The 14,365-nt window shown below is 43.6% G+C and carries 18 protein-coding genes and 1 tRNA gene; 9 read left to right on the forward strand and 10 right to left on the reverse strand.

Translation table 11 applies throughout. From position 1 onward, the window contains the following. Nucleotides 1-488, reverse strand: a 488-nt coding sequence (locus tag PHX29_05910) for a hypothetical protein (protein ID MDD5605426.1), incomplete at its 3' end; no start/stop codon positions are given. Nucleotides 489-743: 255 nt separating this feature from the next. Between PHX29_05910 and PHX29_05915 the strand changes: the two genes are divergently transcribed. The 5 genes from PHX29_05915 (at nt 744) to PHX29_05935 (ending at nt 3,324) form a co-directional block, all read left to right on the forward strand. Further along, nucleotides 744-818, forward strand: a tRNA-Met gene (locus tag PHX29_05915). 279 nt (nt 819-1,097) lie between these two features. Next, nucleotides 1,098-1,667: a sigma-70 family RNA polymerase sigma factor gene (locus tag PHX29_05920; protein MDD5605427.1), complete on the forward strand. Its 570-nt coding sequence runs from the start codon at nt 1,098-1,100 to the stop codon at nt 1,665-1,667. 30 nt (nt 1,668-1,697) lie between these two features. Next, on the forward strand, nt 1,698-2,447 hold the full coding sequence (locus PHX29_05925; GenBank protein MDD5605428.1) for a hypothetical protein: 750 nt from the start codon (nt 1,698-1,700) through the stop codon (nt 2,445-2,447). Between the two features lie 49 nt (nt 2,448-2,496). Beyond that, the gene (locus PHX29_05930) at nt 2,497-2,769 is read left to right on the forward strand and encodes a hypothetical protein (GenBank protein ID MDD5605429.1); all 273 of its coding nucleotides are present in this window, start codon (nt 2,497-2,499) and stop codon (nt 2,767-2,769) included. 45 nt (nt 2,770-2,814) lie between these two features. Then, nucleotides 2,815-3,324 (forward strand): hypothetical protein, encoded by a 510-nt coding sequence (locus tag PHX29_05935; GenBank protein MDD5605430.1) that lies wholly within the window; start codon nt 2,815-2,817, stop codon nt 3,322-3,324. Nucleotides 3,325-3,695: 371 nt separating this feature from the next. Here the strand turns inward: PHX29_05935 and PHX29_05940 are convergent, their stop codons facing one another. The 4 genes from PHX29_05940 to PHX29_05955 all read right to left on the reverse strand — a co-directional run bounded on the left by PHX29_05940 (nt 3,696) and on the right by PHX29_05955 (nt 6,437). Continuing rightward, nucleotides 3,696-4,499 carry an ABC transporter permease subunit gene (locus tag PHX29_05940; GenBank protein ID MDD5605431.1) on the reverse strand — a complete coding sequence of 268 codons (804 nt, stop codon included), beginning with the start codon at nt 4,497-4,499 and terminating at the stop codon, nt 3,696-3,698. Between the two features lie 2 nt (nt 4,500-4,501). Beyond that, nucleotides 4,502-5,383 (reverse strand): ABC transporter ATP-binding protein, encoded by an 882-nt coding sequence (locus PHX29_05945; GenBank protein MDD5605432.1) that lies wholly within the window; start codon nt 5,381-5,383, stop codon nt 4,502-4,504. 347 nt (nt 5,384-5,730) lie between these two features. Further along, entirely contained in the window at nt 5,731-5,886 is a 156-nt protein-coding gene (locus PHX29_05950) for a hypothetical protein (protein MDD5605433.1), read from the reverse strand. A gap of 173 nt (nt 5,887-6,059) precedes the next feature. Then, a complete protein-coding gene (locus tag PHX29_05955) occupies nt 6,060-6,437 on the reverse strand; it encodes a hotdog domain-containing protein (GenBank protein ID MDD5605434.1) in 378 nt (125 codons plus the stop codon). Between the two features lie 542 nt (nt 6,438-6,979). Between PHX29_05955 and PHX29_05960 the strand changes: the two genes are divergently transcribed. From PHX29_05960 to PHX29_05975, 4 genes are all read left to right on the forward strand, one after another. Beyond that, a complete protein-coding gene (locus PHX29_05960; protein MDD5605435.1) occupies nt 6,980-8,185 on the forward strand; it encodes a glycine betaine/L-proline ABC transporter ATP-binding protein in 1,206 nt (401 codons plus the stop codon). Beyond that, a complete protein-coding gene (locus PHX29_05965) occupies nt 8,163-9,122 on the forward strand; it encodes a proline/glycine betaine ABC transporter permease (protein ID MDD5605436.1) in 960 nt (319 codons plus the stop codon). The genes PHX29_05960 and PHX29_05965 overlap by 23 nt, the downstream gene beginning before the upstream one ends. A 94-nt stretch (nt 9,123-9,216) precedes the next feature. Further along, nucleotides 9,217-9,342, forward strand: a complete 126-nt coding sequence (locus PHX29_05970; protein ID MDD5605437.1) for a hypothetical protein — start codon at nt 9,217-9,219, stop codon at nt 9,340-9,342. A gap of 30 nt (nt 9,343-9,372) precedes the next feature. Further along, nucleotides 9,373-10,080 (forward strand): glycine betaine ABC transporter substrate-binding protein, encoded by a 708-nt coding sequence (locus tag PHX29_05975; protein MDD5605438.1) that lies wholly within the window; start codon nt 9,373-9,375, stop codon nt 10,078-10,080. Between the two features lie 323 nt (nt 10,081-10,403). Here the strand turns inward: PHX29_05975 and PHX29_05980 are convergent, their stop codons facing one another. The 5 genes from PHX29_05980 to PHX29_06000 form a co-directional block, all read right to left on the reverse strand. After that, nucleotides 10,404-10,595, reverse strand: coding sequence for a DUF2892 domain-containing protein (locus tag PHX29_05980; protein MDD5605439.1), 192 nt, complete (start codon nt 10,593-10,595; stop codon nt 10,404-10,406). Between the two features lie 100 nt (nt 10,596-10,695). Further along, entirely contained in the window at nt 10,696-11,301 is a 606-nt protein-coding gene (locus PHX29_05985; GenBank protein MDD5605440.1) for a flavodoxin family protein, read from the reverse strand. A 27-nt stretch (nt 11,302-11,328) separates the two neighbouring features. After that, the gene (locus PHX29_05990; GenBank protein ID MDD5605441.1) at nt 11,329-13,569 is read right to left on the reverse strand and encodes a hydrophobe/amphiphile efflux-3 (HAE3) family transporter; all 2,241 of its coding nucleotides are present in this window, start codon (nt 13,567-13,569) and stop codon (nt 11,329-11,331) included. Next, nucleotides 13,553-14,035 carry a MarR family transcriptional regulator gene (locus PHX29_05995; GenBank protein MDD5605442.1) on the reverse strand — a complete coding sequence of 161 codons (483 nt, stop codon included), beginning with the start codon at nt 14,033-14,035 and terminating at the stop codon, nt 13,553-13,555. The genes PHX29_05990 and PHX29_05995 overlap by 17 nt, the downstream gene beginning before the upstream one ends. A 138-nt stretch (nt 14,036-14,173) precedes the next feature. Next, the coding region (locus tag PHX29_06000; GenBank protein ID MDD5605443.1) for a hypothetical protein at nt 14,174-14,365 on the reverse strand (192 nt) is incomplete at its 5' end.

Consider the following 14,365-nt stretch of genomic DNA (forward strand, 5'->3'; position numbering starts at 1 on the left):
TCCACTTCCTGCCAGGCTTTGTATTCTTCGTCATAGAAAGCCACCGCCAGCTGATCTGCCGATTCCAGTTCGGCGCTGAGTGAAGACTGATCATAGCTAAACTCAAGAGTTATCTCCCCGCCCAGTTCGCTGCCGCTGGATGAGGTTATTTCAAAGATGCCAAGAGGTTTGAAACCGTTAAAATCATGCCTCATTGATTGACCGATCTGGTTGATTTCAACTTTTGTGCCTTCAGGCAGGGTGTTGGGAGGAATAACTACCGAGATCTTGTCATTGAGGTTGACAATGTTTTCCTGGTTGGGCTTTTTAATCGTAACTGAGGCACTATCTTCTACCTCAACCGGAGCACTAGTGATCGGTTTTGTGGAGCTGGTAACCGGATTTTGTGAGGTGGTAATAGTCTCATTATTACTACACGAGGCAAGAAGTGGGCTGGAAGTCATAATGAGCACTGCTGTGATAACTGCCAATGCTTTTTTCTGTAGCACTTTCATCTCCTTGCAATTTTAATCCGGCGTATGCTATTAATGGATATTGCCTATAACAAAGAAACCGGATGGCATCTGAAAAAGCCATCCGGTTAAACCAAGACGCCTGGCACCTGAGTGATATGCCCATTGCTAGTCCTCTAAAAAGATTTTGTTAATATTATTATTAAATCCAACAAAATTGCAAGACCAATTGCTTGCTCTCGATGTTTAATTTGACTCATAAAGCTAAACTAGCTATAATTGGAAGTTCAGCGCGGGGTGGAGCAGTGGCAGCTCGTCGGGCTCATAACCCGAAGGTCGTTGGTTCGAATCCAACCCCCGCTACCAATTTTTGAAGCTAAAAAGCCCTCTACTTCAAAGCTAAAAGGCTTGTTTTAGAGGGCTTATTTTTTAGAATTATCAATCATTTACTCCTAATCCCTCTGTTCGTTCCTAACATTTAATCCCTGATTGTGATCATAAGTTTTTTACTCTGTTTTCTCCAATTGTTGTTAAAGTTTTAGCTCGAAGAGGACAGGCAACTATATTGCATTATTACTTTTATAGTGTATGTTATAGGTGTGGCTGCAACCTTTTTAGCAAATTACAGTGTCCACAATAGGGAAAATGGATTTAGATCGAGAAAAATATTTGGTCCTGAAAGCCAAAACTGACGCCAGTGCTTTTGGTGAACTCTACGATGAATATTACGGAAAAATTTACTCCTACATTTTGAAACGTACCGCAAATGTAGTTGCTGCGCAAGATATTACCTCAGAAGTATTCTTGAAAGCATTAGATAATATCAAACGCTTTGAATGGAGAGGTATCCACTTTTCTGCCTGGCTGTACAGGATAGCAGATAATGAAATAAATAACAGCTATATGCGTAACAGCCGGCTTGCTCATCTGAAGGAAGAGCTTGAAGAAACGGCCAAATTACTCAATATTTCCCTTGAGCAAGAAATTGAACAAGCAGAATCCCATCTAAGTAAACAGGCGCTATTTCTGGCTCTTCATAAATGTATCACTCAGCTTCCTGTAAAGTACCAGGAAGTATTAACCCTTAAGTATTTCGAAAAGAAAAAGATAAAAGAAATCAGCCTGATTCTGGGTAAGCGTGAAGGAACCATCAAATCACTGCTTCACCGGGGAATAAAAAAACTGAAAACACTTATTGGAGATGCAACCTTTTAGAATGAAATCTGTTATCCAGTTAGAGGGGCAATGGAAGAAAAGGATTTAATAAACCAACTGGAAAGCATTCAGTTTGATGAAATTGAATTGCATGGTCATAAGACCTTATTGCGCACAGCTTTACTCAAAAGATACGCTGCAGAAGTTGGTGATTCCACCAGTAATAAAAATATACTGCAACGAATTAAAGAGGGTATTACTTTAAAGAAGCTGTTACGGCAGCCAGCCTTTGCAGGTATCATGGTCGTATTGTTGATAATTACTTCAATGGTCGCTTTTTCTTATTTTTTAGGACAGCATGAAAAAGCACTGGCCGCCGAAATTGCCAGAAACAGCATCGAGGTGGCGGAAGCCCTCGAGGGTGAAGAAATATCAGGAATAAAAATAATAGCAATCACCGATAACCTGGCTACCGTTAAAGTTGAAGGGGTGGAAGGAGGCAGTATTATTGTAAAAGTGAATTTGTTGGAAAGAGTCATGCGCCAGATCATCATTGGAGAGTTAACCAGCGAAGAAGTGGAAAAAATCACCAACATTTTAAATGGCGAGTCGGACATTCTCGAGATCATCAATCAAGGCGCTGTTATTTCCGGTTTACATGTCTATAAAGTTGTTATGCCTGAAAACAATGCAGAGAAGGAGCCACTGGAGAAAAGAGTGCAAGTAACAATAATATTGGAAACCAGGAAGTACGATGCCGATATAGAGATAATATCCGGGGAAGTATTATGGTTCGGTGAAGTGGGAAGTCCAGGCTGGTTTGAACGGCATATTTGGTAAGGCATTTAATATTCAAGTTCAAAGAGTATCAATGGAGGAGGGAGATAAGATGCTGATTAAATCAAATAACCGGGCACGGTTTTTAGCATGCCTGGTAATGATTACAGCAGTAATGTTTATACCCGGCAATAACCAGTATGTTACCGTTCAATCTCCTGTAACACAAAATGGTGCAATCGATAGATCGGAACTGGTTGGTTTGGATTGCGAAAAATACGGCATTTATAAATTCGAAAACATGTCAGATCCTGAAAGCCCGGATTATAACCCTAAATTGCACGTTGGGCAGGAAAAAGCAGTACTTGACTTTGATATTGAATGATTTAATGTATTTGAGAATTCTCACTGAAAGCCAGGTGGGAGAAGAATGTATTTACCAAAAACCAAAGATATAGCACTTCTATTTACACACTGGGGATTACTTTGTATGATACTCTGCGGTTGCACGGCTGCCCCAGTAGAAGAGCCCCCGTCAGTGTTTCCATGTGAAGTGAGCCTTGAGCAGGCTTCCAGCTTGATCGGTACACAGGTGCCAGCCCCAAAGGATATGCCTGAAGGTTACAGCGTGCAAAGCACTATTATGAGCGATAACCGTACCGTGGTATTTTATATTGTTAAGGCTGACAGGGACTATTCTATTGAGTTAAGCATACAATGGGAGCAAATTCCATTGAGGATACTAAATGCTCCCCGGATCTATATTAACGATACTTATGGTTATTTTATCGATAGAGATGAGCATAATTTGATCCATTGGAACTTGATGCCACTCGAGCAACCGGTCGGCAACGAAGGGTTGTTTGAGCTTGGTTTATTAGCCCCGAAAAATATCCCGACCGGTGAACTTCAGTTGATTGCTGAATCAATTACCTGGTAGTTGTTATATAACGGGTTGTATTGTTAATAGCTAAAAGCGTGCGATTCATAGAAATCATTTCAAATAGAATGGTGCTGTAAATAAGAAAGCTGATACCCGGCCTAGATGGGCAAAATATTATCAAACCTCCGGTCAAAACCAACTTAATTCTTACGTTCCAATCTGAATTTAATATGAAAGGTTCCAGATATCGTACACCATGCGCTACTTATTCCCTCTTGAATCCCCCCAATCCATCTTTATGAACTTTTTGCTGCAGCAGAGCAACTCGATAAAATTTTGAGTATAACTACGCTATGTTGATTATCCCATGCTTAGCATAGCGGTTAAGGCAGGCTCCCCGGCTTATTAATAGCCTGATAACCGCGCGGTTAAACTGCAATATCCCGCTTTGTAAACCACCAGGCTCCAGCAACCGAACAAAAAGCTATCGTAATTCCAAAGAATAAAACATTAAAAATCCCCAGACTTCCATCAGCTAATGCGGCGTTATAATCGTAGTAATGGAAAAAAGAAACGTATTTTAGCCATTCCAGATTTTCGCTTAGCAGTGCCATAACATTTAATACATACATCACCAGAAGGATACCACCACAGGCCATATAAACCCGGCTTCTTTCAGAAAATATTGCCGAAAACAGCATCCCCATACTGAATATCGCCCATCCAAACAGGAAGGATATTGCGGCTACCAGCGCAAAATTGGCAAAGTTATAGCTGACTGCGTGCATCGGGGCCAGTGCGACAATGGCAAATATGGAAACTATCGTAAATACCAGCAATGAGACAAGGCCTGCCGTGTATTTGCCCAGAAACAGTTTAAGCCTGGATACCGGCTTTGAAAGTATTAGTTCTGCTGTTCCCTTTTCTATTTCGCCAGCCAAACCCGAACCTGCAATAGAAAGTAGCAGAAAAATAGCCATTAAAGGCCACACCAGGCTGAAATGCTCCATTGCCAGAAACTGCTCTATAGTAGAAAAACCCAGGCTTTCAATACCTAGCGCCTTATAGAAAGCCTCCGGGAATGATTCAAGCATTTTCTCAAACGCTTCTGCATTTTTCTGCATGGAAGGAAACAACGCGACGTACATCCATATGAATATCAAGCCGGTGATTGAATAAACCGCAAGAGAAATTTTCCTGTCTTTAATCGTTCTCCAAAAAATATTTAACATGATTATTCTTCCGAGTTGGAATAGTATTCCAAAAATATATCTTCCAGTGAGGGCTGCGATATTTCAATATGAGTTAGGCGGTGTTTGCCAAGCCTGGCCAAAGCCGGGTTTATATCGCCTTTTACCCTAAGCAGTAAGCCGTTTGTAAATTCTTTTATCAGCTCTGTATTTTCGTCCAAAAACTCCTGTTTATCAACCGGTTCTTCGAACTGTGCATTTATAATATTTAGCTTCTTTTCTTTGAGTACGGCGATGCTCTGTGAAGCTACCATCTTACCTTTCTTAATTATCCCTACCCGGCCGCACACTCTTTCTACTTCAGCCAGGTTGTGGGAGGACATAAAAACTGTAGATCCTTGTTGGGCAAGTTCTTGCAGTAGTTCATATACTTCATTCTGAAGCAGTGGATCCAGCCCCTGAGTTGGTTCGTCAAGAATAATCACCTCGGGTTCGGTCATAAATGCAAGAACGAGACTTAATTTTTGTTTATTTCCGGAAGATAGATACTTCGATTTTATTTTTGTATCTAAACCAAATCGGCGCACGAGTTGATCGGACTTATCCTTGTGTTTATAAAAACGCCTTATAAAATCGATGTGCGTCTGACCGTCCCAATCCCCGTACAGGTGGGAGTTGCTGGATAGATATCCTATTTGTTTCTTTAACTCAACATAGTCTTTTTGAGCGTCTTTGTTGAGGATGGTGATTGATCCTGATTGAGGGCGGAGGAAATTCATCATGCATCGTATCGTGGTGGTTTTGCCAGCCCCGTTTGGGCCAAGAAACCCGAAAATCTCTCCACTGGCAACTTCGATCGAAATACCGTCAACAGCCCGGTTGTTACCGAAATATTTTTTAAGATTATTTATCTCAACAACTGCCAAAAATGCCGACTCCTGTTGAAAACTTCTGCGTGAGGTATTGGGAATTCTTGAACATTAGCCATACCCCGTATCTTCGTTAATTGTATTCTCAGCTTTGTTTTTATTTCAAGTGATTGCAGGTGTTGCAGGGTAATAAGAAGCAGTGGCGGAAGAATGGAAAGGCGAAGAAGTAGTATTGAGCGGCTGTATGCATGGGTATGGCTTTCAGATAGTGGTTGGTTTGTGGGGAATATTGAAATTATATAGATGAGGCTTGTGTTACAGCTTTAATTATTGCCAGTATTGCAAATAAAAAAAGGAGGAGCTAGCCTGTCCTCCTCCTTTTTTAAAGCCCAAGACAACAGTATTTAGCTTTTGCCCATCAGTACCAGAATGCCGTACACAATCAGGAAAATGCCGATGATCCAGGAGATGATAGTAGGAAGGCTTAAAAATGGCAGAATCAAAAAGCCTGCTACTATACAAACGATAGCAACCACCAATTTATTGGAAAAAATGCCCATGTCACGCTCCTTATGTTTTGTCGAAAGATTAGCACCGTCCTGGTACAGTGTCAATAATTTTTATAAAGAAGGATAAGGAAGATATTATTACTAATCTGGAAATGACGATGTATAAAAATTCATTGAACCTTCGTGTTTGTATCGCTAAGGCCAGATTTGTTGCTTGGACCACCCTAACAGCTGGGGGGTTCTATAGGCCGTATAATCTCGGCTTTGTTGCCGTTTTCGTCTACTGCAACAAAGGTGATGCGGGTTTCGAATAAAACTTCGCTTATCTGTTCATTTACCCGTGTTCCAAAGGTCTTTATGTTATATACAACCGAAGTTCGGCCAAGGTGTGCCAGAGTAATATCAAAACGAATAATTTCTCCCGAGCTGACAGCCTTACGAAAAACAACGTTATCCAGGGCTTTAGTAAGAAACGTGTTATAGGGGAATTCCTGGGTTGCGGTGATATAAGCAAACTCATCAATCCATTTGAGCATATTGCCGCCGAAAAGCTTGCCATGATGATTAAGGTGCTCGGGTAATATCAGTTTAAAATGCTGCATTCATAAATATTAACATAGGCACCGGTAGTCATCAAAACAACGGCAAAAAGCAAAAATGATTACCTTGAATGGGGCACAAATATCTATCTGAATTTGGGTAAAATAATAAGAAATTATTCTGATTGCAAACGTAACTTCCCGTTTTTAGCGTTGACATATTCGCCTCACTCCGGTAACATGAGCAGATTGTGTTTGGGCTGTGGGGATAATAAATTATGGTAAACTATATTAGAAATTTACACAGATATTTTAAGGGTGTCAGTTGTCGGCACCCACAACCTTTTGCTGATAAGGCAACATATCTTTACAATCTGGGGTGTAGGTTGAGAGTATTGAATAACAGAGTATTGTTCAATCCCGGTTGATAAACAAGCAAAATTTAATAACACTGTAAACTGGAACCCCCCCCTCGGTATATTTTGGCATTCATTGTTAGTACTGCATCAGTCATTAACTATTCAATTCTTTCAGTTATCACATTTTGTTGTATTCTCACGCCCAGAATTATTTATCCCCGCTAATCTATTTGAGAAGGAGGGAGTATGACAGCAAAAATAGAGGCAAAAAATTTAGTAAAAATATATGGCGAAGATACAGAAAAAGCACTTGAGCTTTTCAATCGAGGTATGCCCCGGAGTGAGATCCTAAAGGAAACTGGTCTTACACTAGGTGTTGCCGGCGTTAATTTTGAAGTTGCTGAAGGAGAGATCTTTGTTATCATTGGTCTTTCCGGTTCCGGTAAATCAACCCTGCTTCGCTGTATCAATGGCTTGCTGATGCCCACCAGCGGTTCCTTATTGATTGACGGCAATGCCGTAGAAAAAATGGGCGACAAAGATTTGCGGAGCTTGCGTGGTGAAAAAATCAGTATGGTCTTTCAGCATTTTGCCATCTTGCCCAACCGCAGCATAATCGACAATGTTGCTTTTGGGCTTGAACTAAGAGGAGTAGAGCGAGAGAAACGACGGGCTAAAGCTGCTAAAGCGCTGGAAACAGTTGGTTTGGGGGATTGGAAGTATAAAATGCCCCAAGAACTTTCCGGCGGGATGAAGCAAAGGGTAGGTCTGGCTCGAGCGCTGGTAATGGAATCTGACATTTTATTGATGGACGAACCCTTTGGCGCGCTCGATGCACTCATAAGGGCAGAAATGCAGGAAGAGCTTGTTACTCTGCAGCGGGAAATCAAAAAGACAGTCATTTTTGTTACTCATGATCTCGATGAGGCACTTCGTCTGGGTGACCGTATTGCTATTATGCGCGATGGTGTAATAGAGCAAATCGGTACAGCGGATGAAATCTTGGCTGAACCGGCTAACGATTATGTAGAGAAGTTTTTGACTGGAATCGACGTGTCCAAAATCTTGGACGCTAACAGCATTGCCAAATGGCCTCGGGGTACAGTGCGAGATACAGAAAGCGTTTCTGTGGCGTTACACCGCATGAAAAAGGCGGATACCGATTATTTGTTTGTAACTGAGCCACGGCGTAAGTTGGCAGGCTTGGTAACCAGGGATGATCTTCTGCCATTATCTAAAAAACGTCAGACTAGCTTCAAAGACATAATTCGTGAAGCTGACACTATTCTGGGCGATACAATAATGAGAGATGTCTATCCCGCATTACGCCAAGCGGAAAGAGCGCTGGCGGTGGTTGATGAAAATGGGAGATTATTAGGAGTCATTACACACAACACTCTGGTTGAAAGCCTGGATGACAGGAAGGGAGGTGACGGAATTGCTGAACTTTAGTCTTCCCAAGTTGGAAATAGGAACTGCAATCGAGTGGCTTGTCAGGTGGATAATTGAAAATCTTTCCATAATATTTGATGTCATTAAAAATGTCCTGGATACCATTACAGGCGGATTTAACGATGGTTTATCTGCGGTGCCTCCAGTAATCCTGATAGTTATTTTTGCACTGCTGATATGGCTTGTAACCAGTAAAACCACCGCTCTTCTCAGTTTGATTGGTTTAGCTTTGACATGGAATATTGGTCTTTGGCCGCAGATGTTAAGCAGTTTGGTGCTGGTGGTTATTTCCGTGATTATTGCACTACTTATCGGTATACCGCTAGGTATTTTGATGACGCGTTCTGCAAGGCTGGAAGCCGCCATGCGGCCGATTCTTGACTTCATGCAGACGATGCCAGCATTTGTGTATCTGATTCCCGCCGTTATGCTTTTTGGTACAGGTGTTGTACCCGGCATTTTTGCCACCATTATATTTGCAGTGCCGCCACCAGTTAGGTTGACATACCTGGGAATAACTCAGGTTCCAGATGATATGAAAGAGATGGCGGTGGCATTTGGTGCTAATGACCGTCAGGTGCTGAGAAAAGTTGAACTGCCCCTGTCATTGCCAAGCATTATGGCTGGTGTGAACCAGTGCATCATGTTGGGCATTTCCATGGTGGTGATTGCATCTATGATTGGTGCTGGCGGGCTTGGCGCAGAGGTAATGCGCTCGGTTAACCGGCTTGATCTGGCTCTGGGTTTTGAGAGCGGTCTTGCGATTGTAATACTGGCTATGGTTCTGGATCGCGTTAGCCGTAACATTGGTTCTGATAAGGTTACGCCAGCCAGCCGGATTATTGGTTATATCAAACGCCGGCGTAAAACCAGGCAGGAAGCAAAGGAAGCCGAACGAGGATCAGGCTCCGCAGAAGAAAAAGAAACCGAAATTTAGATAGTTAATCTGAGAGAAAGGAGGAATGGTTAATAGAAGAAAGTAGCCTTGAAAAGGCAACCCGAAACTATTAAACAATAAAAGGAGGAGAAAATTGTTTAAGAAAATTCATTATTCAGCACTGGCAGCCTTAGCTGCTATTGTTATGACCGCTGGCCTTGCCGGTGGTTGTTCGCAAGAAAAAGAAACTATCAAGATCCCTTATGTACAATGGGCTTGAGCGGAGGCAGAAGCCTTTCTTGCAAAGGATATTCTAGAAGGCATGGGCTATAGCGTTGAACTCAGCACTGTTTCAGCTGGTGTCATGTTTGAAGCCGTTGCTACTGGCGACCAGGATTTCATGACCACTGCTTGGCTGCCTTATACCCATAAATCTTACTGGGAAGCTCGTAAAAATAATCTGGACAGAATTGGAACTCTCTACGAAGGGGCTGTTCTGGCTATTGTTGTACCTGATTATGTGACCATAGATTCATTAGCTGAAATGAAAGATCACGCTGGTGAATTCGGCAGCCGCATAGTTGGCATAGACCCCGGAGCCGGGATCATGGAAGCTACCAAGAACGTCCTGATGCCAAATTACGGTTTGGGAGACTGGGAGCTTAGCGAATCCAGCGAAGCGGCAATGATAGCTGAGCTGGAGCGCTCTATCAATAATCAGGAATGGATAGCCGTAACAGGCTGGGCGCCTCATTGGAAGTTCGCTGCCTATGATCTAAAAATGCTTGAGGATCCAGATGAAACGCTTGGCGGACTAGAAGAAATTGTTATCATAGCTCGTGAAGGTTTCCGGGAAGATTATCCTGAAATAGTTTCATTCCTGGAAAACTGGAAGATGACTTCCGACCAGTTAGGCGAAGTAATGCACATGATTAGTGTTGATGGGATGGCTCCTGCAGTTGCTGCAGCTGAGTGGGTTGGCAACAACCAGGATGTCGTAGATTCCTGGCTATCGTAAAAATAAATTGGTAATTTGGTTAAGAGGGGGGCACATGCGCCCCTCTTTTTATAAGGGATTGTGTTTTCTGTGTCGTCCGGGATGAGGACGTCCCATTTCCTGTGTCACCCTTGATGAGAACATCAGCACGAAGAAGGATCTTTTACGCAGTAGTGCCCGTTGTAACATACAGAGTGTTCCCGCATGAACGGGCACAACTCGTGTGAGACCCTTCGCTGCGCTCAGGGTGACAGGAGGGGTGCTCAAGAATGACACAATTTTTCTTATGAACGAGCCCGGTTCTTATAAGACCCTTCGCTTCGCTCCAGGGTGACACAATTAATTTACTTGGTCGAAATATTAAACGGTATATAAAGCGGGCAAACTCCCATTGCAGCGGTTATTACCATTATTGCCCCGAAGATATAAAGTACAATATCCCACACACCTGCCACGAAGAAAAGCGCAACCACCAGTGCAGCTATACCCAGTATCGCGCGGATAGATCTATCAGCAGTTCCCATGTTTTGTTTCATTTTACCCTCCTCTGGGTTTTAACCGATTATATGGATAGTGCTTCCCAATAGCAATAGAAAAAACGTATCCATGCAGAGAAATGTAGTTGGGTGGAATTCTTTAATCAACTATAGCCTGTGCAAGATGTGCTCCAAGGTTTCTGGCTTTTTCCATAGCCTCAAAGTCAGCCCTTACTGCGCCTTTATCAAAAATACCCTTTACTGCCAGCTCTCCAATCAACTCGTAACCCAGATACTCGAACGGTATCCGCATGGCATCTATGGTGAGGCCGATAGCTATATCGTATTGCGGCTGTTCTCCGACAGCAATGAGTATCATTTTTCGTCCCTGCCCGGAAAGACTGCTCGTATACTGCCGCGGGCGGTCTTTGGTAAATTGGTAAAGGCAGTACAGCCGGTCGATAAAAGCTTTCATCCAGGCGGTGATATTACAGTTGTGGCTGGGAGAAACCAGCACCAGCCCTCGTGCCTCCAAAAGCCTGGGGTATAACAGTTGCATACCATCATTGAGTCCAATGCAGTGGGTGCTGTTTTGGCACTTCTCACATCCGGTGCATGGCATATAGTGATAATCTCGCAGTTGAATAGCTTCGTAGTCGGTACCTGTATCTGCTACTCCTGATAGCGCCTGTTTGAGCAGGATGTCGGAATTACCGTTTTTGCGCGGGCTGGCACCGATAGCCAGTATCCGGTTTTTAACTTCCATGGATTATCCTTCGATGCAGATTTTTTATCAGGCAGGTTTTTTATGCTTTCCCCTTCTGTTCTTGGCATTATCATACCAGACCACCAGGCCGGGAACTACCCCAAGAGAGATCAAAAGACAAAGCAGAACACCGATAACAGTTACAATGCCAAAATCCCGGATCATCACAAAACTGGATACTATCATTACAGCAAAACCACCTAGTGTGGTAAGCGCTGTAGCCATAATAGCTCGGCCTGTCTTGGTGATAGCGGTAACCATGGCCTCTTCCGGTGCCACGCCCCGGCTTTTTTCTTCGTTGTAACGCCCATTAATCATTACCATAAATTCAGTACCAATACCGATGATCAGCACTCCCAGGATAGCGGTAAGGGGATTAAGTGGGATATCAATTAAATACATTACAAGGGAAGACCATGCAATAACTGCAATAACCGGTATCACCGTTAAAATAGAACTTACCAGCCGGCGGTAGGCAATTAATATTATGATGAATACAGCCACCAGACATAATAGGTTCATAAGCATTCGCGAACCGATGACCGCATCTATAGTTTCTGCCCCAAGTGCCATCGTGCCTACTGAATTAACAGCGACTCCTGCCGGAGGTGCAGCCATTTCTTCCAGGTCCTGGATGAGGGTGTGTACACCTTCCAGAGAGATATATTTTATATTGAAAGAAACACTTGCCATCGACGATGTGTCCGAAATCAGACTGAAAGTAAAAATACTGGGGGTTGATTGAATGATTGCATCTATTTGTTCTGCTGGTGGGATAACTCCACCTGTAACTTGGGTTATCATTGTTGCCAGGCTATTCACCGAGCGTATTTCGGCATGTTGCTCAATCGCCCGGTCTCCCCAGTCTTTCATCCACCCGATCACCTCTGGGCTGGTTATATCTTCAGCTTCGATCATAAAGCGTAGCTGCCCGCCACTGCCGGTTATTTCCCTCAGGTGCCTCAACTCCAGCAAAGCCGGTTCATCCTGGGGCATAAGCTCTTCATAATCAGTGTTGATTGTAAGCCGGCTATCAAAATAACCCCCCACCACCGCTAGCACAAGCGCTATAGCGGAAACCCATAGCGTGTGCTTGATGGCATTCCTTCCAAGAACAGCCAGGATGTGTTCTATCCGGCCGCTTGCCTTTTTAGATTTGATCTTGAGTTTTTCCACTTCGGTGCGTCGGTCGGCCACGTAAATAATACTATGGAGTAAAAATAAGCCAAGCACATAGCTGATAATAATGCCAACCGCCAGCATTAATCCAAAGTCTTTAATCATGGGCACTTTAGAGACGAAAAGAGTTATAAAACCGGCAATTGTAGCCAGCATTCCGACTCCAACCACCAGGAACATGCGGGTAATAGAAGCAATAATTGCATCACCTACACTTCCACAGCGGGTAATTTCTTCCTGGTAGCGGTTTTGGAACTGGATAGAGAAATCTATTCCAAGCCCTATTAATATAGGTAGCACTGCCATGGTTGCCATACTCATTGGGACGGAAAGATACCCCATTAATCCAAATGTCCACAGAGCACTCATGCCGACCATTCCCAGGGAAAGCAGGCGCCAGTGAACCCTGAAGAACAATTGCAGAATTATAATCATCACCACAATTGCCAGTCCCAGCAGAATGGCGATATTGCGTCCTATGCTGTTAGTGATGGAGTTGATCAGGCCGGCATCTGATACTACCGTTGTCGTGACGCTGGTGAATGGATTATCTTCCAGAAAGCTTTCAATATTCTGGGCAGCGAGCAGTGCGTCATTATCACTCAGGTTGCCGGTGGGAGTTATCTGTATAATTCCGTGCTCAGAATCCGGGAAAAGTGAGGCAATAGCCGGGTTCAGGTTTCCCTGCTGGTCGAGTGCGGCGTAGATAATCATATCCGGGTTCTGGGCGTAGCTTGTTCCAGTAACTGCTTCCAGTAGAGACAGTGGGCTGTTTATGCAGCAATAGCGGCTGTCCGCTGTCAGGTATTCTTCAAGTGCGGCCATACGGTCAAGATTGGCAGGGGAAAGAATACTCTCGGTACTTCCAGTGAGAAGTACTGTCAAAGGTTCGCCGCCGAATACAGCTTCATAACGAGCATTATTAACCGAAATTTCTGCCTCATCAGAGACCAGGGCAGCAAAGCCGGTTTCAGTTTCCAGCATCGTAATTCCAGGGATGGCAGCAGCGCTAATAATCAGTGCAAGTAAAATAAACCACCGCGGGTGACGTTCGATAAATTTTGCTAAGGCTTCAGATATTTTGGTCATCTATCGTAACCTCCGGATTATTAAAGTTGCCGGTTGTAGCATTGGCAAGTAGTATTCGGGCAACATCAACCGATTTTTCCAACTGCTCTTCACTCAGACCCTCCAGCAGCTTTTCCATTTCTGTTCTTCCCATCATCCAGAGCCGGTTAAGCAATTCTTCCCCAGCGGAAGTCAGGCAGCAAATCACTAGACGGCGGTCAAGGCTGTCAGCTTGGCGGATGACCAGGTCTTTCTTGACCAGGTTATCCACAATGCCGGTTACCGAAGACAGGGCAACTTCCAACTGGTTGGCAATAGCACTCATCTTGCTGGGGCCATCGGTATAAAGAACCATCATTACGCGCAACTGGGCAATGGTAATATCGCTGCTGAGGTATTCAAGCGGAATTCGGGGTTTAATAATGTTAAACAGCTTTTCCGAAGTTTTGAGTATTTCGTCTACCAAGAGTGCCCGCTGATCCGTCATGATGTCATTTGCTCCGTCACAATATTAAGGTTTTACAGAAATATTCGGGTTAACCTAAATATATTATAGGCACAAATACCTCAGCTATCAATAGATAAAAGAAAAACACAGTAAAGATATTAATGGATTATTATTAAATCAGGGAGCTTCTCCATCAAATATCTGGTAGTTTATTCCGGCATCTGCCAGACGTTTGATCAGGGCGGAGGTTTCACCTTCAGCGCAGACTGCCAGTGGGTTAAGGCCGCTTTTAGCGGCTTCAATGGCGGCTTCAGCTGATCCAAAATATTGGAATTTGCCACCCCACTTTATACAGGCAATATAGGCTTC

This window comes from Dehalococcoidales bacterium (genome assembly GCA_028717385.1).
Taxonomy (GTDB): Bacteria; Chloroflexota; Dehalococcoidia; order Dehalococcoidales; family CSSed11-197; genus CSSed11-197.